The following is a 23,191-nucleotide window of genomic DNA, read 5'->3' as shown; positions in this document are numbered from 1 at the left end:
CCTTTGGCGTTGCGGCCTACTTGCGCAACCCCTGCAGCTTGGCGAAAGCACTGGCCATCTGGCCCGCAGGCTGCGGCGAGTTGTCGCGTCGCGGCTGTTGCTGATTGCCACGACCGGCACCTTCGAATCGGTTGTCGCGCGGCCCGTCGCGGCGCGCGGGCGCTGCGTCCAGCTTCATCGACAGGCCGATGCGCTTGCGCGCGACGTCCACTTCCATCACCTTGACCTTGACGATGTCGCCGGTCTTGACGACTTCGCGGGCATCGTTGACGAACTTGTGGCTCAGCTGGCTCACATGCACCAGGCCGTCCTGGTGCACGCCGAGGTCGACGAAGGCGCCGAACTGGGCCACGTTGCTCACCGTGCCTTCGAGCACCATGCCCTCGACCAGGTCCTTGATGTCGTCCACCCCGTCGTTGAAGCGCGCCACCTTGAAGTCGGGGCGCGGGTCGCGGCCGGGCTTCTCGAGTTCGCCCAGGATGTCCTTCACCGTGATGACGCCGAACTTCTCGTTGGCGAAAAGCTCGGGTTTCAGGGTCTTGAGCATCTCGGCGCGGCCCATCAGCTCGGCAATCGGCTTGCCGGTCTTGACGATGATCTGTTCGACCAGCGGATAGGTTTCGGGGTGCACGCCGGTGATGTCGAGCGGGTCGGCGCCGCCGCGGATGCGCAGGAAGCCCGCGCTCTGCTCGAAGGCCTTGGGGCCGAAGCCGGTCACGTCGAGCAACTGCTTGCGGGTGGAAAACGCGCCGTTCGATTCGCGCCAGCGCACCACCGCCTTCGCCACGCTGGCCGACAGGCCCGAGACGCGGCTCAGCAGCGGCACGCTCGCGGTGTTCAGGTCCACGCCCACCGAGTTCACGCAGTCCTCGACCACGGCCTGCAGGGTGCGCGCGAGTTCGCTCTGGTTCACGTCGTGCTGGTACTGGCCCACGCCGATGCTCTTGGGGTCGATCTTCACGAGCTCGGCCAGCGGGTCCTGCAGGCGCCGCGCAATGCTGGCGGCACCGCGCAGGCTCACGTCCACGTCGGGCATTTCCTGCGAGGCGAACTCGCTCGCGGAATAGACGGAAGCACCGGCCTCGCTGACCACCACCTTGTCGACCTTGATCTCGGGTGCGCCGGCCTGTGCGGCCATCTTGGCCAGCAGCTTGATGAGGTCGGCGGCGAGCTTGTCGGTCTCGCGGCTGGCGGTGCCGTTGCCGATGGCAATGAGGTTCACGCCGTGCTTGGCGCAGAGCTTGCCGAGGGTGTGCAGCGAGCCTTCCCAGTCCTTGCGCGGCTCGTGCGGGAACACGGTGGCGGTTTCGACCAGCTTGCCGGTGGAATCGACCACGGCCACCTTCACGCCGGTGCGGATGCCCGGGTCGAGCCCCATCACGACACGCGGGCCGGCGGGTGCGGCCAGCAGCAGGTCGCGCAGGTTGTCGGCAAACACCTTGATCGCCACCTTCTCGGCGTCTTCGCGCAGGCGGGTGAACAGGTCGCGCTCGGTGGAGAGTGCGAGCTTCACACGCCAGGTCCAGGCCACGCACTTGCGCAGCAGGTCGTCGGCCGGCCGGCCGGCATGGCTCCAGCCCAGGTGCAGCGCGATCTTGCCTTCGGCGATGCTGGGCTTGCCCGGCTCGGGCTCCACCGGGAGCACCAGCTTGGCGTCGAGGATGTCCAGCGCGCGGCCGCGAAACACGGCCAGCGCGCGGTGCGAAGGCACGCGGCCGATGGGCTCGTCGTACGCGAAGTAGTCGCGGAACTTGGCGATGTCGGCGTTGTTCTCGTCCTTGCCGGCCATCAGGCTGGACTTGAGCAGGCCTTCGGCCCAGAGCCATTCGCGCAGGCGCTGCACCAGCACCGCGTCTTCGGCCCAGCGCTCGGAGAGGATGTCGCGCACGCCGTCGAGCACGAGCGGCACGGTGGAGAAATCGGGGCCCGGCTTGCCGTCGTCCAGCGTGGTGGCGGGCTGCAGGAAGGCCTTGGCTTCCGCCGCCGGGTCGAGCGTGGGGTCGGCCAGCAGCTTGTCGGCCAGCGGCTCGATGCCGAATTCGCGGGCGATCTGGCCCTTGGTGCGGCGCTTCTGCTTGAACGGCAGGTACAGGTCTTCGAGCTCCTGCTTGGTCGGCGCGAATTCGATCGCGGCGCGCAGCTGCGGGGTGAGCTTGCCCTGCTCGTCGATGCTCTTGAGCACCGCCACGCGGCGGTCCTCGAGTTCGCGCAGGTACGAAAGGCGTGCTTCCAGTTCGCGCAGCTGGATGTCGTCGAGCCCGCCGGTCACTTCCTTGCGGTAGCGGGCGATGAATGGAACCGTGGCCCCTTCGTCGAGCAGTTCGACGGCGGCCTTCACCTGGTGCTCGCCGACCTTGATTTCAGTGGCGAGCTGGCGAATGATTTTCTGCATGTCTTGAGCGCATCCCTGGCAAAGCGCGGAAGTTTGCCATAGGCGCCGACGGGCCCCGGCTGCCAGCCCTGCCGGGCCTGTTACAGGGTCCCCGTGGCTTCGGGTTCGGCAGCGGTCTGTGCCAGCGCCTCGCCGGACAGCACGAGGCGGATGCACAGCCCGTGGGGAACGGCATCCTCGACGGCCAGTTCGCCGTGCAATGCGTTCGCACGTGCGCGCATGCTGCGAAGCCCCTTGCCGAGGTGATCGGGCAGCGTGCCTCCCGATGCGTCGGGGCCAAGACCGAGTCCGCGGCCGTTGTCCTGCACTTCGAGCACCAACCCGCGCGAACCCTCCTGCGGTCCGAAACGAACCTCCACCCGGCTGGCTTGCGAATGACGCATCACGTTGGACAAGGCCTCCTGCGCGATCCTGCAGACCTGCATCGCGGAATCGGGGGACATGGGATGCGCGAGCGCCACGTCGCGCACATTCCACACGAGGCGGATGCCGAGCCTGTCGAAGGCCGGCTGCAAACGGTAGCGCAGGTGGCCCAGCCTCTCGACGATCGTGGCGGAGGCCTGGTCGTCCAGGGAGTCCACCGTCATCTGGAGTTCCAGCAGGCAGGCCTGAAGGGCCATCGAGAGTGCGCGCGATTCGCTCGAGCGCGAGTCATTGCTGGCCAGCAGCGCCACCAGCCGGGAACCCACGCCGTCGTGCAGATCGCAGGCGATGCGATGCCGCTCGGCCAGCACTGCCTGCACCTGCCGATAGCGCGCGACGCGGCGGCGCGACACGTACCAGATGCCGACGATCATGAAGAACACCAGAACGTTGATGCCCTGCAGCGCCCAGAAGGCGACCGGTATTTCGCGGCCCAGCGCGGTGACTGCCGTTGTCGCCCTGAGCAACTGCCCCGTCAGCGGGGTCAGGTGCAGCGCACAGGCCAGCGCGATCCACATCAGCATCCGCTGGCGCGTCGCGCGGGGCCACAGCCAGATCAGCAGCGCACACCACGAGGCGATCGAGAGCCACACGAACTGATCTTCCAGATAGTGCGGTAGATGAAGTACCGGCGACGACATGAGCAGTTCCGCGATCTGCGCATCGTGGCGGTGCCGTCAGAGCAGTCCGCGGTGCGAGGCGAAGCTCACGGCCTGCGCGCGGGTGTGGGCGTGCAGCTTGCGGTAGATGTTCTTCACATGGGCATTGACGGTCTGCGCGCTGATCGTGAGCTGCACCGCGATCTCTTCGGTAACATACCCGGTGGCAACAAGTCGCAACACTTCGCGCTCCCGCGTGGACAGTGTGGCCCTGCTGTCCGGCGGGCGGACCGGGCTCGGGTTGGCGCGCTGGTGGTCAAGGTGCACGAGCAGCCTGCGCGCGAGCCGGGGGGTGATGGCGGCGCCGCCGTTCACCACCTGCAGCACAGCCTGCGCATAGCTCTGGAACCATGCGTTCTTCACGAGGTATCCGGAGGCGCCGAGTTCGAACGCATGCAGCACCTGGGGTTCGTCCTCCAGCGCCGAGATGACGATGATCTCGGCTGCGCTGCGGTGCTTCTTGGCCTCGTCGATCAGCTCGAAGCCGCTGCCGTCGCCGAGGCGGATATCGACCATGAGCACATCGAATTCATGCTGCATCAGAAGACGCCGGCCCTCGCGCAGGGTTCCGGCCTGCCCTTCGAGCTGGATGCGCAGATCGCTCAGCAATTCCTGGGCAATGACGCGTCTGACGAAGGGATCGTCATCCACCAGCAAGACCCGCACCGGTTTGGTCTGTTGCCCGGTCAGAAAGTCGGGCCACGGAAGCGTGTCGGCAGACGCAGCGAGCAGTCCGCCGAACTGGCCAGGATTGGCATATCGCCTAGCACTTCCATCACCATCTGTCAATGAAACATCGAGTTCGTTTTCCACTTCGATCCCCTTGTGACAAATAAACGCCGACCGTTCGTGAGCAAAAGTTAATTCATTTCTACTCAGTTGTGATTCTGCTACCTTTTTGATTACTTTAGTTTCACCTTGTTGCAAGAGGGGTAAATGTGTACTAAAGAGGTAAAAACGACAAGTCCACCGTCCGGAGAGCAACTTTGGGCCGAGTCTCCGGGTGCTTTGCACATAACTTTCGTCATAGCCTCGGAGTTCGCGCCGGCGCTGGGTCGCAACGAGTCCCTGTTCTTCCGCCCAGCCCGGAAGTAGCTCGGGCCATCCGCCCGCGCGATGCCGTACCCTTCGCGCATGACACCCCTCGTGCGCGCTCTGCGCGCCCTGCTCCGCGCAGCCGCCACGGTCCTCATCGTTCCCTTCCTGCTCTTCGAGGAATGGGGATGGGTACCACTCGCCGCACTCGTCGCGCGGCTCTCTCGCCTTCCCTTCTGGGCGCGCCTTGAAGACCGCCTGCGCAGGCTGCCACCCTGGGGCGCGCTGCTGGCGTTCTTCGTGCCGGTGCTGCTGCTGTTGCCGGTCAAGGTGCTGGCCCTCTTTCTCTTCAGCCACGGCCATGCCGCCAGCGGGGTGACCGTGCTCGTGCTCGCCAAGCTGGCGGGCACGGCCGTCGTGGCGCGCATCTTCCAGCTGGTCGAAGGTCCGCTGATGCGCATTCCATGGTTCGCGCGCTGGTATCCGCGCTGGAAAGCCTGGAAGGACCACGTGCTGAACCTCGTTCGCCAGAGCCGGCCATGGCGCGTGGTCCGGGCCCTCAATCGCCGGCTCGCGCGGGGATGGCGGCGATTGCGTGAAAGCTGATCGCTTATTTTTACCCGGGTGTATTGTTCTTTTAATTTCACCCGGGTAATATATGCAGCATGAACATGCCACAAGAGACGAGGCGCGCCCTCGTCAGGAAATACAAGGAAACGGTGCGCCCCGCGGGCGTCTTCATCATCCGCAACACGCTGAGCGGCCGCGTCTACGTGGCGGGCAGTCTCGACGTCGAAGGCGCGATGAACCGCGCCCGCTTCGAACTCGGCCTGCGCTCGCACCGCAACAAGGCGCTGGTGCGCGACTGGGCCGCGCACGGTGCGGCGCACTTCAGCTTCGAGGTGATCGACCGGGTCAAGGAGCGCGACGACCCCGCCTTCGACCGCACCGCGGAACTCGAGAAACTCCTCGCGCTCTGGCGCGAGGAGCTCCAGTGCCACGGCGACCAGGGCTACGACACGCCATGAGCGTCGATCCACTGGGCCTGTGCCTCAACATCGGCCGTGCCCATGCCAGCCTGAACCTGAAGCTCCACGAGGACCTGGGCGCCTTCCACGGCCTGAACTACGAAGACTTCACGCTGCTCCATCTGCTCCTGTGCGCCGAAGGCGGCCGCATGGCGATGGCCGACCTTGCGCGATCCCTGGGGTTGCCGATCTCGGCGTTGATTCGCAAAATGGTCCTGCTCGAAAAAACGGGACTGGCCGAGCGCACGGCCGGCGCGAATGAGGACAGCCGCCGCCATGCAACCATTCGCCCCGGCGGCAGAAAAATGATGCAAGCTGCAGTCATGACCGCCGAAGCAATCTGCGCCGATGCGGTGAAATCGCTGGCCCCGGAAAGCCTGCCGCAAATCAACGCCGCGCTCCTTGCGCTTTGCCACGACGACACACCGCACGCCTGAACCGTTCAACGGGTAGATTACGCACCTCGTTTCGACCGGACCCGGAAGAACAAAGAAATCCGACATGCCATCCGACACGCCACCCATCAACCTGATTGTTTTCGCCGCATTCAAGCGCATCGCCCAGGGAAGCACCGCCGAAGTGCTCGCACAATTGCGCGAGCGCAAGGACGACACGCCCTACCTCGTGTTCGACGAACAGACCGGTGAACTGCTCGACTTCGACGTGCACAACCGGGCCGGCGTCGTGACGCATGCGGCCAGCGCCGAGACCCATGAAGAAACTCCGCGCGGCGTGGGCCGCCCGAGACTCGGCGTGGTCGCACGCGAAGTCACCCTGCTGCCGCGCCATTGGGACTGGCTCAACCGCCAGCCCGGTGGCGCCTCGGTCGCGTTGCGGCGGCTGGTGCAGGAAGCGAGCCGCGTCAACGCCGACCGCGACGCCGTGCGCGCGTCGCGCGAAGCCACCTACCGCTTCATGACCGCGATCGCCGGCGCCCTGCCCGGCTTCGAGGAGGCCACTCGCGCGCTGTTCGCCGGCGAGCGGAACCGCTTCGAGGCATTGATCGACGCCTGGCCTGCGGACCTGCGCACCCACCTTCAGAAATTGTCCGCCGCCGGCTGGAGCACCGCTGCATGAGAGCAACCCCCGAGAGCGCAGCCACCGGCCAGAGCGGCCTGCAGGGCGCGCCAGTGGCGCCCGTCGACGCGCCGCGTCCGCTGTGGAAGGTCTTTCTCTTCTTCCTCGCGCCGATGTTGCTCAGCAACATCCTGCAGTCGCTTTCCGGCACGCTCAACAACGTCTACGTGGGACAGATGCTCGGCGTCGGTGCGCTCGCGGCCGTGTCGAGCTTCTTCCCGGTGATGTTCTTCTTCATCGCCTTCATCATCGGCCTGGGCGCCGGCGCCTCGGTCCTGATCGGCCAGGCCTGGGGCGCGCGCGATGTCGCCAAGGTCAAGGCGGTGGCCGGCACCACGCTCTCCGTGGGCCTGCTGATGGGGCTGGTGATTGCCGTGTTCGGCGGCGCCTTCACCACGCCGATGCTGGCCGCACTCGGCACGCCGCCCGACGTGCTGGCCGACTCCACGCGCTATGCCCGCATCATGCTGATCGCGATGCCGGGCGTGTTCATGTTCCTGCTCGCCACGGCCATGCTCCGCGGCGTGGGCGACACCGTCACGCCGCTGCTCACGCTGGTGATCTCGACCTTGATCGGGCTGGTGGTCACGCCGGCGCTCATCCGCGGCTGGGGCGGCCTGCCCCAACTCGGCGTGGCGAGCGGCGCATGGGCCTCGGTGCTGTCCTTCGCGGTGGCGACCACCTGGCTCGGCTTCCGGCTGCGCCGGCGCAAAAGCCCGCTGGCGCCGGACGCAGCGTTCATGCGCAGCCTGCGCATCCAGCCTCACCTGCTGAAGGCCGTGCTCAAGATCGGCGTGCCGACAGGCGTGCAGATGATCGTGGTGGCACTGGCCGAAGTGGTGCTGCTCTCGATGGTCAACAGCTACGGCTCGAACGCCACGGCGGCCTACGGCGCGGTGAACCAGGTGGTGGCGTACGTGCAGTTCCCGGCGATCTCGATCGCCATCACCGCCTCGATCCTCGGCGCACAGGCCATCGGCGCCGGCCGCGCCAACCGGCTCGGTGCGATCGCGCAGACGGCACTCATGATGAACCTCGTGCTGACCGGCGGCCTCGTGCTGCTGGGCTACCTGTTCTCGCGCCCCCTCATGGGCTTCTTCATCACCAGCGCACCGGTGATCGAAATCGCGCAGACGCTGCTGCACATCATGCTGTGGAGCCTAGTGATCTTCGGCATGGCCGCGGCCATCTCGGGGATCATGCGGGCCAGCGGCTCGGTGCTGGTGCCCACGCTGATCTCCATCGTCTGCATCATGGGCATCGAAGTGCCGGTGGCCTGGGTCATGAGCCACCGCATCGGGCTCGACGGCATCTGGATCGCCTACCCCGTGACCTTCGGGGCCATGCTGCTGCTGCAGACCGCGTACTACCAGCTGGTGTGGCGCAAGAAGGCCATCCACCGGCTGGTCTGATCCGCGCGGGGGTCAGCGGCCGTCGTAGGCCCGCTGCACCGCCGCGAGGTCGAGCTTGACCATCTCCATCATGGCGCGCATCGCGCGGCCGGCCTTCTCGGGGTCCTTGTCCTGGAACATGCGGATCATGGCCGTGGGCGCAACCTGCCACGAGACGCCGAAGCGGTCGGTGAGCCAGCCGCACTTCACGGGCTGGCCGCCGCCTTCGAGCAGCTTGTCCCAGTAGTGGTCGACCTCGGCCTGCGTCTCGCATGGCACGTACAGCGAGAGAGCCGGGGTGTACTTGTACTGGGGGCCGCCGTTGAGCACCATGAATTCCTGGCCGTCGAGCTGGAAGGTCGCGGTCAGCAGGCCGCCTTTCGGGCCCGGACCGTTGGCGGGCCAGTTCAGCCGGTCGACCACGCGGGAGTTCGGGAAGATGCCGGTGTAGAAATTCAACACGTCCTCGCCGTTGCCGTCGAACCAGAGGCAGGGGGTGATCCTTTGCATGGGGTCTCCTTCAATCGGGTGCTTGCCAACGAAATGATGAACCAAGGGGTTCAGTATCGAATCGAAGAGCGTCCGCCGTCAAGCGGTGCGCACCCGTTGTCCGGCAGGAGCGCCCTTGCAGAAAAGCTCACACACTGCCGTAGAAGCCCATGTCGGCCCGCACGCCGTTCTGCTGCACGAATGCGACCGGATCGAAGCCCTCCTGCGCGAACTTTTTCTTGACAACGACCTGCGCCGCGGCGACCGCCTGCTCGCTCGCCCATTCGACCAGCGTGATCACGTTGAACTCGCCGGGGCCGCCGGTCTGCGTGAGCACATGGTTGCGCAGGCAGCCCGGCAGCGTGCGCAAGGTCTGCTGCACGCGCTGCATCTGCGCGACGAAAGACGGCAGCACGTCGGTGGGCACGACGAACTTGTCGATGCGGAACACCGGGGTGGACGGGCTTGTGGGAGATGCGTTCGACATGAAGTTTCCTCAATGAATATGCGCGCAGGGCCTGCTCGCTGGAACGCATTCTCAAACCTCAAGTAAAGTTGAGGTCAAGAGGTTTTTTGATGAACGATGCACTGCAACGGGCCGGTATTTCTCCCACCCTCACCGTCGGCGAGGTCGCGCGCCGCAGCGGCGTGTCGGTGTCCACGCTGCACTTCTACGAAGCGCAGGGGCTGATCGGCAGCTCGCGCACCGCGGGCAACCAGCGCCGGTACCCGCGCGAGGCGCTGCGGCGTGTTGCGTTCGTACGTGTTGCACAAAGGGTAGGCATTTCGCTGGCCGACATCGGCGCCGCACTGGCGACCCTCCCCTCTACCGCCGCACCCAGCCGCGAAGACTGGGCACGGCTCTCGGCCGCATGGCGGGCCGACCTGGACGAACGCATGGCGCAGCTGAAGAAACTGCGCGACACGCTGGACGACTGCATCGGCTGCGGCTGCCTGTCGATCGACCGGTGCAAGCTGCGCAATCCTCTGGACAAGCTGGCAGCCGAGGGCCAAGGACCCCAGCGCATGTGGGTGAAGTCGCATCGGCGGGATTGAATGTCCGCCGTGGCCGGCATCGCTTGTGCAACGCGCCCTCATCGGCTACTCTCGCATCACTTTGTCGAGGCCGCCTGCCCGCCGCGACATCCACACACCGCCAACGCCCTCCCGGCCCACCGCCGCGAGGGCGTTTTCTTTTTGTTCACGCAACAACAAGGAACCACTGCAATGCGCCACACAGACTCACCCGCCCTCCTCCATCACACGCTGCACGGCCACGGCCCTGAACGGGTCCTCGTCATGCACGACTGGAACGGCGACCACACCACCTACGACGCACTGCGGCCTTATCTCGACGGCAGCGCGTTCACCTACGCCTTCATCGATCTGCGCGGCTACGGCGGCTCGAGGCACATCCCCGGGCGGTACACGGTCGACGAGATCGCGAGCGACTGCCTGCACGTGGCCGACGCACTGGGCTGGCAGCGCTTTCACGTCCTCGGACATTCGATGACGGGCATGGCAACCCAGCGCCTCGCGGCGAACGCACCCGCCCGCGTCCAGAGCGCTGTCGCAGTCTGCCCCATATCCGCCGCGGGCTCGCAGGTCGACGATGCCGCGTTCGCGTTTCTCGCAAGCACCGCGGACAACGACGACCATCTGCGTCGGCTGATCCGCTACGTCAGCGGCACGTTGTCGGAGCGATGGGTCGATGCCAAGCTGAAGCAAAGCCGCACCACCGTCGCACCGGCGTGCAGACGCGGGTATCTGGAGATGTTCGCCCGGACCGATTTCTCCGCCGAGGTCCGTGGCCTGGCAACGCCCTGGCTGGTGATCGTGGCCGAGCACGATCCGGGCATCGACGAGGCTGCGATGCAGGCGAGCTTTCTGGCATGGCATCCCCACGCCGAGCTGCTGCGCGTTCCGAACTGCGGGCACTACCCGATGCAGGAATGCCCGCCGTACTTCGCTACCGTGATCGAACGCTTTCTCGCGAAGCACGCCCGGTAGAGCGGAATCAGCGGAAAGCGGTCTTCGTAGATGTGCACGTGGCCGTCGCAGGCGCCGGGATAGCGCGTGTTGCGGGTGGATTCCATGAAGCGTCTCGGTGAGTGGTGTGATGAACTGAGAGATCAGCCGCGCTGGCCGAAAGCCTTCTGCCAGCGATAGGCCTCGGCTGCATTGACCGCCCCCTTCGGCACCCGCCCCTGGAAGAGCTCGGCCAGCTGGGCCACCGTCTCCATTGCCTGGTGCTCCACAGCGGGCGGCGTGAGCCCGCCGATGTGCGGCGTGGCGATCGCGCGCGGATGCGCAGCCACGCGCGGCGAAGGCATCTGGTCGGGCGCGCGGCCCACGTCGAGCGCGCAGCCGGCGATGGTGCCGGCGTCGAGCGCGGCCAGCAGCGCGTCTTCGTCCACGAGGTTGCCGCGCGAGGCATTGATGAAGAAGGCATGCGGCTGCATCGCGGCGAAGGCGGCGGCATTCATCATGCTCTCTGTCGCCTCGTTGGCGGGCGCGAGGCAGACCACGAAGTCCGACCGCGCCAGCAACGCATCGAACTCGACCTGCTCGCACTCGGGGCGCCCGGTCGAGGCATGCGGGTCGTGCACCACGACGCGCATGCCCAGCGCCAGCGCCACGTCGCAGAGGTAGCGGCTGATCTGCCCGTAGCCGATCACGCCCAGCGTGCTGCCGCGCAGTTCCCGGCCCATCGCCGGAGCGACCGGCTGGCCCGCGTGGTACAGCGCGGTCGACGCGCTGATGTGGCGCCCCAGGTCGATCATCGCGCCCACGATCCACTCCGACACCGACGCGACGAACCCCGCGCTCGCCTGCGTCACCAGAACGCCATGCCGGCTGGCCGAGGCCACGTCGATGTTGCGGATGTCGATGGCGCAGCGCACGAAGGCTTTCAGCGCCGGCAGCGCGGCGAACAGCGCCTCGTCGCCCACCGTCTGCCGGTACGAAACGATCGCGTCGCAGCCCTGCGCCAGCCCGGCGAGTTCGGCGGAGGACAGGTCGTTGTCCGTGGGGTTGAAATGCACCTGCGCGATGGCCCGCAAGGCGGCAGTGGCGCGCTCGCCGAAATAGTGGGCAAGCTTGCTCTGCGGATGGCTGACGAAAACCGTGGTCATGAAAAGAGAACTTTGCGAAAGGGAAAACCTAGGCGCGCGGCGACGCCACCGAATCGCGCGCCACCAGCGTGGGCGCAAAGACGAACTCCTGCGCCGGCAGCGAAGCGTCTGCCAGCCGGCTCATCACCCGCTCGACCATCACCTGCGCCATCTCGGGCACGGGCACGCGCACCGAGGTCATCGCGGGGTGCATCAGCGTGGAGAGAAACATGTTGTCGATCCCGATGACCGACACGTCCTGCGGCACCGAGAGTCCGGCATCGCGAAAACCCGCCATCAGGCCGAAGGCCAGCAGGTCGTTGACGCCGATCACGCCGGTCGGGCGACCGGGCGACTTCGCCATCAGGTTGGCTTGCATGCGGCCCAGTTCGCTCATCATCGAATCGCCGTACTCGTCGATCGGCAGGCTCTCGATGACCTGCGCGCTGCCTTCGAGGCCCGCGCTCTTCGCCGCGGCGAGAAAACCGTTGATCTTCTCGTTCCGGCTCATCGTGCGGCCCGAGGGCGTGACGAAGGCCAGCCGCCGGTGCCCCTGCGCGATCAGGTGTGCGGCGGCGATGCGCGACGACTCGAAGTTGTCGACCGTCACATGGTCGATCCCCGATGGCAGGCCCGGCGTGGCCCGGCGGTCGTAGCTCACGACCACCAGGCCGCGCTCGGCGGCCGCCTCCACATGCTGCTCGTCGACCAGCGAGGAAATGATGATCACGCCGCGCACGCCATGCGCCATCAGGTCTTCGAAGAAATGCGTTTCCTTTTCCGCATCGCGGTAGGTGTTGCCGATCATGATGCGGAAGCCGTAGCGTTCCTGCGCCAGCGTCTCGATCTCCCGGGCGATGAAGCCGTAGATCGGGTTGGCCATCGACGGCACCAGCAGGCCGATCAGGGGCGTGTAGCCCGTCTTGAGCTGCCGCGCCGAGGTGTTGGGCCGGTACTTGAGTTCGCGGATGGCGGCCTCGACGCGCGCCAGCGTCCCGGGGGCCATGCGTTCGCTGCGCCCGTTCAACACGTTCGACACGGTGCTGGTCGATACGCCGGCCCTCCGGGCCACATCGGTGATTCGGCTCACGAAATCCCTCCTTTTCTCATTGTCACAAACCCATGCGCGCCGGCAGCCACCGGGAGAACGCCGACACGAGCACCAGCGGCACAAGGGGGAGCGAACCATACGGCCAAGTATTTTCAGATTGACTGTATCTATGCACAGGGAGCCGGCCATGCGGTTGCCATAGGTGTTTTCCTTGGTGAACGAGGCAGGGCCGCCGGGGCCAAGGGCAGAATGGAACCACCACTGGATGCCTCCATGACCTCATCGACACCCGACGCCGCCCGCAGCTACGCCATCGAGATGCATGGCGACCAGAAGTACGGCACGCGGCCCTACGCCCACCACCTGGATGCAGTGGTCGCCCTCCTCCAGCCCTACGGAGAAAAGGCGCAAGTCGTCGGTTACCTGCACGACGTGGTCGAGGACACCGACGCCACGGTGTCCGACGTGCAGTCGCGCTTCGGCGACCTCGTGGCCCGATGCGTCGCGCTGCTGACGGACGCGCCCGGCGCCAACCGCAAGGAGCGCAAGACCAAGACCTACGCGGCGCTGAGCCAGGTGAGCGGCGATGAAGAACTGGCGCTCGTGGTCAAGGCCGCCGATCGGCTCGCCAATGTGCGGGCCTGCGTGGCCGATGGGCATCTCGCGCTCTGGGAAACCTATCGCGGCGAACACCCGACCTTCAGGGCGGCGGCGTTCCGCGAGGGGCAATGCAATCCACTCTGGTCCGAACTGGACCAGTTGCTGCAAGGCGTTGCCGAATGATCGACGCAGCCGTGCGAAAAACATAGGTTGTGACTATTGATGAATTTCGATCATTCAATTTCCTCATTGCATACCCGTTGCATATTCTTGTCGCTCACCTAACCTTCATCCACCACGAAAAAGGCAGAGACTCCTATGTCAACCGAAGCAAAGTGCCCCTTCAATCACGCCCCCGGCGCCGGCACGACGAACCGGGATTGGTGGCCCAATCAGCTGAAGCTGAATGCCCTGCACCAGCAGTCGACCCTGTCCGATCCCATGGGGACGGAATTCAACTACGCCGAGGAATTCAAGAGCCTGGACCTCGCGGCAGTGAAGAAGGACCTCGTGGCGCTGATGACCGACTCGCAGGACTGGTGGCCGGCCGACTTCGGCCACTACGGCCCCCTGTTCATCCGCATGGCCTGGCACAGCGCCGGCACCTACCGCACCGCCGACGGCCGCGGCGGCGCCGGTGCGGGACAGCAGCGCTTCGCGCCGCTCAACAGCTGGCCGGACAACGGCAACCTCGACAAGGCGCGGCGGCTGCTGTGGCCGATCAAGCAGAAGTACGGCAAGAAGATCTCCTGGGCCGACCTGATGATCCTCGCGGGCAACGTTGCCCTGGAGTCGATGGGCTTCAAGACCTTCGGTTTTGCCGGCGGGCGCGCGGACGTCTGGGAACCGGAAGAAAACGTCTACTGGGGCTCCGAGAAGACCTGGCTCGATGACAAGCGCTACACCGGCGACCGGGAGCTCGAGAACCCGCTCGGGGCCGTCCAGATGGGCCTGATCTACGTCAACCCCGAAGGCCCCAACGGCAATCCGGACCCGATCGCTGCCGCCAGGGATATCCGCGAGACCTTCGCCCGCATGGCGATGGATGACGAAGAGACGGTCGCGCTGATCGCCGGCGGCCACACCTTCGGCAAGACGCACGGCGCCGGCGATGTCAAGAATGTAGGCGCGGAGCCGGAAGGCGCCGGCATCGAGGCGCAAGGCCTCGGCTGGGCCAACAGCTTCGGCACCGGCAAGGGCGGCGACGCGATCACCAGCGGCCTGGAAGTCACGTGGACCCAGACGCCCACGCAGTGGAGCAACTTCTTCTTCGACAACCTGTTCGGCTTCGAATGGGAACTGAGCAAGAGCCCGGCCGGTGCGCACCAGTGGGTCGCCAAGGGCGGCGCGGGGGCCGGCATCATTCCGGATGCCCACGACCCGTCCAAGCGTCGTGCGCCGACCATGCTGACCACGGACCTCTCGCTGCGGCTCGACCCGGCCTACGAAAAGATCTCCAGGCGCTTCCACCAGAACCCGGACCAGCTCGCCGACGCGTTCGCCCGCGCCTGGTTCAAGCTGACGCATCGCGACATGGGACCGCGCGCGCGCTATCTCGGCCCCGAGGTCCCGGCGGAAGAACTGCTCTGGCAAGACCCCATCCCCGCGGTCGATCACCCGCTGGTCGACGACAAGGACGTCGCTGCCCTCAAGGCCAAGATCGCCGCTTCGGGCCTGTCGGTGTCGCAGCTGGTGTCGACCGCCTGGGCGTCGGCCTCCACCTTCCGCGGCTCCGACAAGCGCGGCGGGGCGAACGGTGCGCGCATCCGTCTCGCACCGCAGAAGGACTGGGTCGTCAACCAACCCGAGCAACTGGCGAAGGTGTTGAAGACGCTGGAAGGCATCCAAGGCGAATTCAACGGCGCGCAGTCCGGCGGCAAGAAGATCTCGCTGGCCGACCTGATCGTGCTGGCCGGTTCGGCCGGCGTGGAACAGGCGGCGAAGAAAGCGGGTCACGCCGTGACGGTGCCCTTCACGCCAGGCCGCATGGACGCCTCGCAGGCGCAAACCGATGTGGACGCTTTTGCCGTGCTCGAACCGGTCGCGGATGGCTTCCGCAACTACCTGAAGGGCAAGTACAGCGTCTCGTCCGAGGCCCTGCTGGTCGACAAGGCGCAGCTGCTGACCCTGAGCGCGCCGGAGCTGACGGTCCTGGTGGGCGGCCTGCGTGTGCTGAACACCAACGTCGGCCAGTCGCAGGACGGCGTCTGGACCCAGCGGCCGGAGGCGCTGAGCAACGACTTCTTCGTGAACCTGCTCGACATGGGCGTGCAGTGGAAGCCGGCATCGGCGGACCAGGACGTGTTCGAAGGAAGCGATCGCAGCACCGGCCAGCGCAAGTGGACCGGCACGCGCGCCGACCTCGTCTTCGGTTCGCACTCCCAGCTGCGAGCCTTGGCCGAAGTCTATGGAAGTGCCGATGCAGAGGCGAAGTTCGTCCGCGACTTCGTCGCGGCCTGGACCAAGGTGATGAACCTGGATCGCTACGACCTTGCGTGATCCCGGAGGGTAGAGCCCGGATCAGGTCGTCGTTGCGTTCGACGACCTGATGCCTTGATGCACTGAGAAGAAGAAACGAGTCGCGGCAGATCATGCCCGGCCATGGAGACAATTCATGAAAGCGAACGAGCCGGCGCTGATTGAAGAAATAGACATCGAGTCGTGGCTGCATCTGTTTGCTCGTCTCGATGTCACCCTGATGGTGGTCGGCGGCGCGGAAGCCCAACGGATTTTCCGCGCCCTGGGGCCGCAGCGGCGAGCCCACGCGCAGCAGCACCTGCTGCTCGAACGGCAGAGGCTGATCCTGGAGATGCAGGGCATGGGTGTGTGCCCCCTTCTTGAAGGGGGTGCACCTCTCGCCTCGGGCTTGCCTGGTGATGAAGGCGCCCTGGACACCCACTACGAACTCCTGGCCCAGGCCTATGCGCGCTGTGCGCCGGTCGCAGAGCGACTGGGGAGGTTCGCGCTCAGGCAATGGCTGCTCGACCGGGCGCACATGCACCGGCAACATGCGTTGTTCTTCTTGACCTGAGGGCTTGCTTTGCCTCAAGACACCCGAAGACCAAGCGAGGCACGAACGAATGATCACCGGGTCACGAAGGTCTTCCCCGCAGAACACCAGTGAGCGCAGCCCGATTGGAGAACGCCATCACCCCATCGTCCACCGCGCCGAAGCGCAGGCTGACGATGTCGCGCGCGTAGTTCTGGTACAGCCGCCACGGCGCGCGCGAGCCCTGCTTCGGAAACTTGCCGACCGAGCGCTGCACGTAGCCTGAAGAAAAATCGATCCACGGCTGCGGCGTCAACGCGGGATCGGTGTTGCGCGGCATGCATTGCCGCCAGCCGTGCCTGTCCATGTGGTTCAGCACCCTGCAGACGTACCCGCAGGTCAGGTCGCACTTGAGCGTCCACGAGGCATTCGTATAGCCGAACGACGAAGCCAGGTTGGGCACGTCGCTGTACATCATTCCCTTGTAGTTGAAGGTCGTGGCCAGATCCACGCGCCGGCCGTCCACGTCCAGTTCGATGCCGCCCAGCACCTGCAGGTCGAGTCCGGTGGCGGTGACGATCAGGTCCGCCCCCAGCTCCGCACCCGACTTCAACCGGATGCCGCGCGGCGTGAAGGTGTCGATGTGGTCCGTCACCATCGACGCGCGGCCCGCGTTGAGCGCGGCGAACAGGTCGCCATCGGGCACGAGGCACAGGCGCTGGTCCCACGGGTTGTAGCGCGGCGTGAAGTGCGTGGCGATGTCGTAGTCCGGCCCCAGGGCACGCCGCACGCCGCCGAGGATCATCCGCTTCGCGCGCTCGGGCCTGCGCCGCGAGAGCCGGAAGAACAGCATGCCCAGCATCACGTTTTTCCAGCGCGTGATGCCGTAGGCCCATCGGGCCGGCAGGTGGCGGCGCAGCCGGTTGGCGAGCCGGTCTTCGGCCGGCCGCGCGATCACGTAGGTGGGCGAACGCTGAAGCAGCGTCACGTGCGCGGCGGTCTTGGCCATCGCGGGCACCAGCGTCATCGCGGTGGCGCCGCTGCCGATCACGATCACGCGCTGGCCTCGGTAGTCGAGGTCTTCGGGCCAGTGCTGCGGATGAACGATGCGGCCGGTGAAATCGGCGGTGCCTGCGAACTCGGGCGTGTAGCCGGCGGTGTAGTTGTAGTAGCCGCTGCACATGAAGAGAAAGTTGCAGCTGAATCGCACCGGCTCCCGGTCCGGCCCGCGCTCGACATCCACGCTCCAGCGCGCATCGGGTGTCGACCACGAGGCACGCACCGCACGGTGGTTGAAGCGGATCTTCCGGTCGATGCCGTTGTCCGCCGCGGTCTCGCGCACGTACTTCAGGATCGACGGCCCGTCGGCAATCGCCTTGGCCTGCGTCCACGGCCGGAACGAATAGCCGAGCGTGTACATGTCGGAGTCCGAGCGGATGCCCGGGTAGCGGAACAGGTCCCAGGTGCCGCCGCTGCGCTCCCGCCCTTCGAGGATCGCGTAGCTGCGGCCCGGGCAGTTCGCCTGCAGGTGATAGGCGGCACCGATGCCCGAGAGGCCGGCGCCGACGATCAGGACGTCGACGTGTTCTTCTTCCACGGATGCAGTCCCCTATTGGTTGTCGGCGGCAGGCCCCCTGCGAATCATCAGCCAGGCACTCAACGCACTCGACACGGCGAGCCCGGCACTCAACAGCATCACCCAGCGAAAGCCCGCGACGAAAGACTCGGCCACGGCGCGCTTGACGGCCGCAGCCGTGGCCGCATCGACGCCCGGCGGCAATGCCGCGCCGGCCAGCTTGCTCCGCTCGCCTTCGAGAAACGCCGACACCTGCGCGGATGCCCCCATCTCGCGCAGGTTGTCGGCCAGCGCGGCATCGAAAGCCCAGGCCATGATCGCGCCGAACACCGCGATTGCCAATACCGCCGCCGCACGCGACACCGCGTTGTTGACGCCCGAGGCCACGCCCGCCAGATCGGGGCCGACCGCGTTCATGACGGTGGTGGTGAGCGGCGCCACCGTGACCGTCATGCCGAAGCCCAGCACGACGACCGCGGGCAGAAACCCGCTCCAGTAGCTCGCCCCCACGCCCGGCACCGCAAAGAGCGCGAAGCCCACCGCCGCAATTGCAGGCCCGATGACCAGCGGCAGGCGCGGCCCGAAGCGGTCGACCAGTTGCCCCGCCCAGCCCGAGAGCGCGAACATGATGAAGATGAACGGCAGCAGCGCCGCCCCCGCTACCGTGGCCGAGTAGCCCTGCACCTGGATCAGGTTGAGCGGGAAGAAATACAGCCCGCCGCCCAGCGCGGCGTAGAGCAGCAAGGTCAGCAGGTTGGCCCCGCTGAAGTTGCCGATGCGCAGCAAGCCCAGCGGCAGCATCGGCGTACGCGCCTTGCGCTCTACCGCAATGAAGCCCGCGCTCCCCACGATGCCGACGCCCAGTGCCGCGATCACGGCCGGCGAACCCCAGCCCTGCGTGGGCGCCTCGATGAAGGCGTAGACAACGCCGCCGAGCCCGGCGGTCGCCAGCAGTGCGCCCCAGAAATCCAGCCCGCCGCTGGCCGACGCGCCATGGCTTTCGGGCACGTGCCGCCATGTGATCCACAACACCAGCAGCGCCATCGGCACATTGATGAGAAAGGCCCAGGTCCACGAGAAGTGATCGACCAGGAAGCCGCCCAGCACCGGCCCCACGGCCGCCGTGATGCCGCTGAAGCCCGACCAGGTGCCGATGGCCTTGCCGCGCTCCTTTTCAGGAAAGGCCGCGCTGATGAGCGCCAGGCTGCCGGGCACCAGCAGGGCCCCGCCGACGCCCTGCACGGCGCGCGCTGCGATGAGCTGCTGCACGTTGGCGGCCAGCCCGCAGGCCACCGAAGAGAGCGCGAAGAGGCCGACGCCGATGGCAAAGATGCGGCGCCGGCCATAGTGGTCGCCGAGCGCGCCACCCACCAGCAGCAGCGCCGCCAGCAGCAGGGCATAGGACTCGACCACCCATTGCGCCTGGAACGCCGTTGCCTGCAGATCGGCCTGGATCGCCGGCAGCGCGACATTGACCACGGTGCCGTCGATGAAGGCCATGCTCGACCCCACGATGGCCGCGGCGAGCACCCAGGGTTTCGAGGCCTCGGGGCAGGCGCCCTCTGCTGCCCCGGCGCCGTGCAGGATCAGCGTGTCGTCGCAGGGCGCCTTGCCGATCTGTGCCATGGAGAGTCTCCGATCTATTCGGTTCTGGTCTTGACCCTTCCCCTCCCGGGGGAAGGAGAAGGAGCTAGATCGCGCACGCGGTCGCTCCCGGATTGGCGCGCGCCGCGCTCACGCTGCGCGCCATGGCCGCGGCGGCCGCCGCCGCCACACGCTGGGCGCCCTGCGCCACGGCGTCCATGCCGCCGCCCACGGCCTCGCCGACGTTGAGCTGGCACACCAGCGTGCGCGCCTCGTCGGAGCGCCGCAGCGTCCAGCTGAAGCCCGCATCGACGCGGCCGCCATCGACCGCATCGAACTGCTGGAGCTGCACGGCGATGCGCCAGACCGGCTGCGAGGCCTGCCGCCCGCCCTTGGTCACGTCGAGCGCGCCGAGCCGGCTGGCGATGCCGCTGGCGAGCGCATCGCGCAGCTCGTTCTCGAACGACGAGGCCCAGCGGTGCTGTTCGAGCACCTCGACCTGCACGCTGCCACCGGGCTGGCGCACCACCATCTGCGGCCGCGCGAAGCGCTCGGGCACTGCAACCGGCGCCAGTTCGATGTAGAGCGGCGCGGTGCCGCCCAGGGTGGAAGGCGCCGCATCGGCGGGCGTGACCGGGCTTGCGAGCGTGTAGTAGTTGTCGGGCTTGCTCGCACAGCCGGCGAGCGCAAGCAGCGCAGCCGCTGCAACGGCCAGCGCGGGTTTTCCGAATGCGAGGTTCTTGCTCTTCATTTCTTGTCGTCCGGTTTGCCGCGCAGCAGCGACTCGGGATGGCGCTCGAGGTAGTCGGTCAGCACGCGCACCGAGCCCGCGGCGCGGGTCAGCTCCTGCAGCGTCTGCCGCATGTCATGTTGCAGCGGCGAATCGTCGGCCAGCGTGCGCTCGGCCGAGTTGACGGTCTTGCGCACGTCCTTCATGGCGGCAGCCAGCTCGGGCGTCACGTCGTTGTTGATGCGGGTCATGGTCTGCTCGGCGCTGGTCAGCGTCTTGTTGAGCGTGCCGAGCGTGTTGCGCAGGTCGGCCGCGATCTGCTCGTAGGGCACCTTGTTGAGCTTGCTCGCGATTTCCTGCACCTGCGACTGGATCTCGTCGAGGCTGTTGGCCACGGTGGGCAGCTCGATCGGGTTCTTTGCAAGATCGATCTTCGCCGGCGGCGCCTTCGGGAAGAAGTCGAGCGCCACATAGACCTGGCCGGTCAGCAGGTTGCCGCTGCGCAGCTGGGCGCGCAGGCCCTTCTCGGTCAGGAAGCGCAGCCGCTCCTGCTGGGTGGCGCGCGACTCGATGCCGCTCTCGCCGGCGCGGCGGCGCAGGCGGTCGGGGTAGACCTGCACCAGCACCGGCATGCGGAACTCGCGTTCGGCGCGGTCGAACTCGACGCCGATCGATTTCACCTCGCCGATCACCACGCCGCGGAAGTCCACCGGCGCACCCGGCGAGAGGCCGCGCAGCGACTGGTTGAAGTACATCAGCAGCGTCTGCGGCGGGCCGTCGGGCTCCTTCATCGCGGAGGTTTCGTCCTGCGCCAGCACGAAGGCGGTGTTCGCCTTGGCCAGCGGACCCATCGCGTCATCGGGCGCCTGGAAGGCAATGCCGCCGAGCAGGATGGTCGCCAGCGACTGGGTGCGCAGCGTGAAGCCGCTGGCGCTCAGTTGCGCGTCGATGCCGCTCGCCTGCCAGAAGCGCGTGTTGACGCCAACGAACTTGTCGTAGGGCGCATTGACGAACACGCGCAGCGTCACGCCGCGGCCGTCGCCGTCGAGTTCATAGGCCGCCACCTGCCCGACCTTGATGCGCCGGAAGTAGACCGGCGAACCCACGTCGAGCGAGCCGATGTCGTTGGCACGCAGCAGAAACTGCTGGCCCGAGTCGTCGCGCGTGACGATGGGCGGTACCTCGAGGCCCTTGAATTCGCCCGCGGTTTCCGTCGACACGCCCGCATCGGCGCCGATGTACGCGCCCGACAGCAAGGTGCCCAGGCCCGAGATGCCCGAGGTGTCGAGCCGCGGCCGCACCACCCAGAAGCGCGAGTCCTGGGAGGTGAAGCTCTCGGCGTCCTTGTTGAGCTGCACCAGCACCCGGACGTGCGAGCGGTCGCGCGCGAGGCGCAGGCGCGTGACGAGGCCGATCTGCACGTCCTTGTACTTGACGGCGGTCTTGCCGGCCTCCAGGCCTTCGGCCGTCTTGAAGGTGAGCACGATCTCGGGGCCGCGCTCCAGCAGGATGCGGGCCACCAGCGTCACGCCGACCAGTGCGGCGACGATGGGAATCAGCCAGATCAGCGATGGCAGCCATTCGCGGCGGCGCTTGACCTGCGGCTTCGGCAGCGGCGGGGGCGCTGACGGCGCCGGTTTGTCTTGCGGTTGCGCTTCTTCACTCATGCTGTCTGTTCTTCCCTGTTCTCGGAATTCCGTTCGGCGGCCTGCACCTGCGAGCTGTCCCAGGTGAGCTTCGGATCGAAGCTCAGAGAGGCCAGCATGGTCAGCACCACGACCGCCCCGAAGGCCGCGATGCCCACGCCCGCGGTGATGACCGCGAAGCCCTGGATCTGCACCAGCCCGGTCAGCAGCGACACCACGAACACGTCGAGCATCGACCAGCGGCCGATGATCTCGATGATGTGATACAGCTTCGCCCGCTCGCGCCGCCGCCATGTGCTGCCGCGCTGCGCCAGCACCACGAGCAGGAAGAGCACCGCCAGCTTGAACAGCGGCACCAGGAAGCTCGCGATGAAGACGATGGCCGCGAGCCCGTAGGCGCCCGACACCCAGAAGTAGATCACCCCGCTCAGGATGGTGTCGTACTGCGCGCCGAACAGCGTGCGCGTGATCATCACCGGCAGCAGGTTCGCCGGTATGTACATGATGCAGGCCGCGATCAGCAAGGCCCAGGTCCGCGTCAGGCTTTGCGGCTTGCGCGGGTGCAGGCGCGTGCCGCAGCGGCCGCAGGCATCGCCTTCCTGCGCGTCGCGCCATACGGCGGCGCAATGCGGGCAGGCCATGAGGCCGAGCGAGGCGGCGGTGGGCACCGGCGCTGCGTCGTCGAAGGCGTCGAAGGCATCCGCATCGGCAGCATCGGCCGGTTGCGGCTCGCGTGCCTTGAGGAAGGCAAACAGCTTCATGCGGAAGCCCCCTCCTCTTTCTCGTCCGCAGGGCGAAAGGTCATCTCCCAGAAAGCGCCCGGATTGAACGACAGCACCGCGGTCAGCGTGACCGTCAACGCCACGAAGGCCCAGAGCGCCGGCCCCGGCACCACGGTCGCCATGCTGGAGAGCTTGACGATCGCCACCAGCACGCCGAGCAGGAACACCTCGATCATTCCCCAGGGGCGCAGCGACTGCATGGCCCGCACCAGCAGCGCGAAACCCACCGGCCGGTACTGGCGGCTCAGCGGCACCAGCAGGTAGGCCAGGATGCACAGCTGCAGCAGCGGAAACAGGATGGTGGTGGCCAGCACCAGCAGGGCCACCGGCGACATGCCCTCGGCGCTCAGCACGACCACCGCGCCGGCCAACGTGGTCTGGCTGCGCAGGCCCCTGAGCTCGATCTCCACGATGGGAAACAGGTTGGCGATGGCGAACATGATCAGGCTCGCCACCGTCAGCGGCAGGATGCGCTGCTGCTGCGAACCGGGATGCCTGTCGAGCTCCGTGCCGCAGCGCGGGCAGCGCGCCACGTCGCATGGCTGCAGCGGCGTGCGGCTGTAGACCGCATCGCAACCCGGGCAAACCACGGTATCGGGTACTTCCTTCATGGGGTCGTACCCTAA

General features: G+C 66.9%; 23 protein-coding genes. 10 read left to right on the top strand and 13 right to left on the bottom strand.

Annotated features, from left to right (window positions below):
* Positions 1–16: 16 nt before the first annotated feature.
* From AC1DXX_RS06335 to AC1DXX_RS06325, 3 genes are all read right to left on the bottom strand, one after another.
* Positions 17–2,392, bottom strand: coding sequence for a Tex family protein (locus AC1DXX_RS06335; protein ID WP_478133320.1), 2,376 nt, complete (start codon positions 2,390–2,392; stop codon positions 17–19).
* Between the two features lie 80 nt (positions 2,393–2,472).
* Entirely contained in the window at positions 2,473–3,456 is a 984-nt protein-coding gene (locus tag AC1DXX_RS06330) for a sensor histidine kinase (RefSeq protein WP_478133319.1), read from the bottom strand.
* Between the two features lie 36 nt (positions 3,457–3,492).
* Positions 3,493–4,287 carry a LuxR C-terminal-related transcriptional regulator gene (locus AC1DXX_RS06325; protein ID WP_478133367.1) on the bottom strand — a complete coding sequence of 265 codons (795 nt, stop codon included), beginning with the start codon at positions 4,285–4,287 and terminating at the stop codon, positions 3,493–3,495.
* Between the two features lie 321 nt (positions 4,288–4,608).
* Here AC1DXX_RS06325 and AC1DXX_RS06320 point away from each other — a divergent pair, with 321 nt between their 5' ends.
* From AC1DXX_RS06320 to AC1DXX_RS06300, 5 genes are all read left to right on the top strand, one after another.
* A complete protein-coding gene (locus AC1DXX_RS06320) occupies positions 4,609–5,115 on the top strand; it encodes a hypothetical protein (protein ID WP_478133318.1) in 507 nt (168 codons plus the stop codon).
* A gap of 65 nt (positions 5,116–5,180) precedes the next feature.
* Positions 5,181–5,537, top strand: a complete 357-nt coding sequence (locus AC1DXX_RS06315) for a GIY-YIG nuclease family protein (RefSeq protein ID WP_478133317.1) — start codon at positions 5,181–5,183, stop codon at positions 5,535–5,537.
* The gene (locus AC1DXX_RS06310) at positions 5,534–5,974 is read left to right on the top strand and encodes a MarR family winged helix-turn-helix transcriptional regulator (protein ID WP_478133316.1); all 441 of its coding nucleotides are present in this window, start codon (positions 5,534–5,536) and stop codon (positions 5,972–5,974) included. Before AC1DXX_RS06315 ends, AC1DXX_RS06310 begins: the two co-directional genes overlap by 4 nt.
* A 64-nt stretch (positions 5,975–6,038) precedes the next feature.
* The gene (locus AC1DXX_RS06305) at positions 6,039–6,614 is read left to right on the top strand and encodes a DUF2239 family protein (RefSeq protein WP_478133315.1); all 576 of its coding nucleotides are present in this window, start codon (positions 6,039–6,041) and stop codon (positions 6,612–6,614) included.
* Positions 6,611–8,026, top strand: a complete 1,416-nt coding sequence (locus tag AC1DXX_RS06300; protein WP_478133314.1) for an MATE family efflux transporter — start codon at positions 6,611–6,613, stop codon at positions 8,024–8,026. Before AC1DXX_RS06305 ends, AC1DXX_RS06300 begins: the two co-directional genes overlap by 4 nt.
* 12 nt (positions 8,027–8,038) lie before the next feature.
* Here AC1DXX_RS06300 and AC1DXX_RS06295 read toward each other — a convergent pair whose 3' ends face one another.
* Together AC1DXX_RS06295 and AC1DXX_RS06290 are read right to left on the bottom strand one after the other, a co-directional pair.
* Entirely contained in the window at positions 8,039–8,515 is a 477-nt protein-coding gene (locus AC1DXX_RS06295) for a VOC family protein (RefSeq protein WP_478133313.1), read from the bottom strand.
* A 127-nt stretch (positions 8,516–8,642) separates the two neighbouring features.
* Positions 8,643–8,981, bottom strand: coding sequence for an antibiotic biosynthesis monooxygenase (locus tag AC1DXX_RS06290; RefSeq protein ID WP_478133312.1), 339 nt, complete (start codon positions 8,979–8,981; stop codon positions 8,643–8,645).
* Positions 8,982–9,070: 89 nt separating this feature from the next.
* On the opposite strand from AC1DXX_RS06290, the gene soxR reads away from it, so the two are divergent.
* Together soxR and AC1DXX_RS06280 are read left to right on the top strand one after the other, a co-directional pair.
* Complete coding sequence (gene soxR, locus AC1DXX_RS06285; protein WP_478133311.1) at positions 9,071–9,550, top strand: redox-sensitive transcriptional activator SoxR; 480 nt, start codon at positions 9,071–9,073, stop codon at positions 9,548–9,550.
* A 171-nt stretch (positions 9,551–9,721) separates the two neighbouring features.
* Positions 9,722–10,504 (top strand): alpha/beta fold hydrolase, encoded by a 783-nt coding sequence (locus tag AC1DXX_RS06280; protein WP_478133310.1) that lies wholly within the window; start codon positions 9,722–9,724, stop codon positions 10,502–10,504.
* A gap of 122 nt (positions 10,505–10,626) precedes the next feature.
* On the opposite strand, the gene AC1DXX_RS06275 is transcribed toward AC1DXX_RS06280, so the two are convergent.
* Together AC1DXX_RS06275 and AC1DXX_RS06270 are read right to left on the bottom strand one after the other, a co-directional pair.
* The gene (locus AC1DXX_RS06275) at positions 10,627–11,628 is read right to left on the bottom strand and encodes an NAD(P)-dependent oxidoreductase (protein WP_478133309.1); all 1,002 of its coding nucleotides are present in this window, start codon (positions 11,626–11,628) and stop codon (positions 10,627–10,629) included.
* 28 nt (positions 11,629–11,656) lie between these two features.
* Positions 11,657–12,697: a LacI family DNA-binding transcriptional regulator gene (locus AC1DXX_RS06270; protein WP_478133308.1), complete on the bottom strand. Its 1,041-nt coding sequence runs from the start codon at positions 12,695–12,697 to the stop codon at positions 11,657–11,659.
* A 234-nt stretch (positions 12,698–12,931) separates the two neighbouring features.
* Between AC1DXX_RS06270 and AC1DXX_RS06265 the strand changes: the two genes are divergently transcribed.
* From AC1DXX_RS06265 to AC1DXX_RS06255, 3 genes are all read left to right on the top strand, one after another.
* The gene (locus AC1DXX_RS06265) at positions 12,932–13,441 is read left to right on the top strand and encodes an HD domain-containing protein (protein ID WP_478133307.1); all 510 of its coding nucleotides are present in this window, start codon (positions 12,932–12,934) and stop codon (positions 13,439–13,441) included.
* Between the two features lie 135 nt (positions 13,442–13,576).
* Positions 13,577–15,757 carry a catalase/peroxidase HPI gene (gene katG, locus AC1DXX_RS06260; protein ID WP_478133306.1) on the top strand — a complete coding sequence of 727 codons (2,181 nt, stop codon included), beginning with the start codon at positions 13,577–13,579 and terminating at the stop codon, positions 15,755–15,757.
* Positions 15,758–15,872: 115 nt separating this feature from the next.
* Entirely contained in the window at positions 15,873–16,289 is a 417-nt protein-coding gene (locus tag AC1DXX_RS06255; protein ID WP_478133305.1) for a hypothetical protein, read from the top strand.
* Positions 16,290–16,350: 61 nt separating this feature from the next.
* Here the strand turns inward: AC1DXX_RS06255 and AC1DXX_RS06250 are convergent, their stop codons facing one another.
* From AC1DXX_RS06250 to AC1DXX_RS06225, 6 genes are all read right to left on the bottom strand, one after another.
* Positions 16,351–17,844, bottom strand: a complete 1,494-nt coding sequence (locus AC1DXX_RS06250; RefSeq protein WP_478133304.1) for a flavin-containing monooxygenase — start codon at positions 17,842–17,844, stop codon at positions 16,351–16,353.
* Positions 17,845–17,856: 12 nt separating this feature from the next.
* Entirely contained in the window at positions 17,857–19,449 is a 1,593-nt protein-coding gene (locus AC1DXX_RS06245; RefSeq protein WP_478133303.1) for an MFS transporter, read from the bottom strand.
* A gap of 64 nt (positions 19,450–19,513) precedes the next feature.
* The gene (locus AC1DXX_RS06240; RefSeq protein WP_478133302.1) at positions 19,514–20,158 is read right to left on the bottom strand and encodes a PqiC family protein; all 645 of its coding nucleotides are present in this window, start codon (positions 20,156–20,158) and stop codon (positions 19,514–19,516) included.
* Entirely contained in the window at positions 20,155–21,804 is a 1,650-nt protein-coding gene (locus tag AC1DXX_RS06235) for a PqiB family protein (RefSeq protein ID WP_478133301.1), read from the bottom strand. Before AC1DXX_RS06235 ends, AC1DXX_RS06240 begins: the two co-directional genes overlap by 4 nt.
* Complete coding sequence (locus tag AC1DXX_RS06230; RefSeq protein WP_478133300.1) at positions 21,801–22,544, bottom strand: paraquat-inducible protein A; 744 nt, start codon at positions 22,542–22,544, stop codon at positions 21,801–21,803. The genes AC1DXX_RS06235 and AC1DXX_RS06230 overlap by 4 nt, the downstream gene beginning before the upstream one ends.
* The gene (locus AC1DXX_RS06225) at positions 22,541–23,176 is read right to left on the bottom strand and encodes a paraquat-inducible protein A (protein WP_478133299.1); all 636 of its coding nucleotides are present in this window, start codon (positions 23,174–23,176) and stop codon (positions 22,541–22,543) included. Before AC1DXX_RS06225 ends, AC1DXX_RS06230 begins: the two co-directional genes overlap by 4 nt.
* Positions 23,177–23,191: the final 15 nt, after the last annotated feature.

The sequence above is a fragment of the Variovorax sp. P4_B10 genome, from assembly GCF_056402375.1.
Note: the sequence above shows the minus strand (reverse complement) of the source record. Positions and strands in the feature narration are given on the sequence as shown.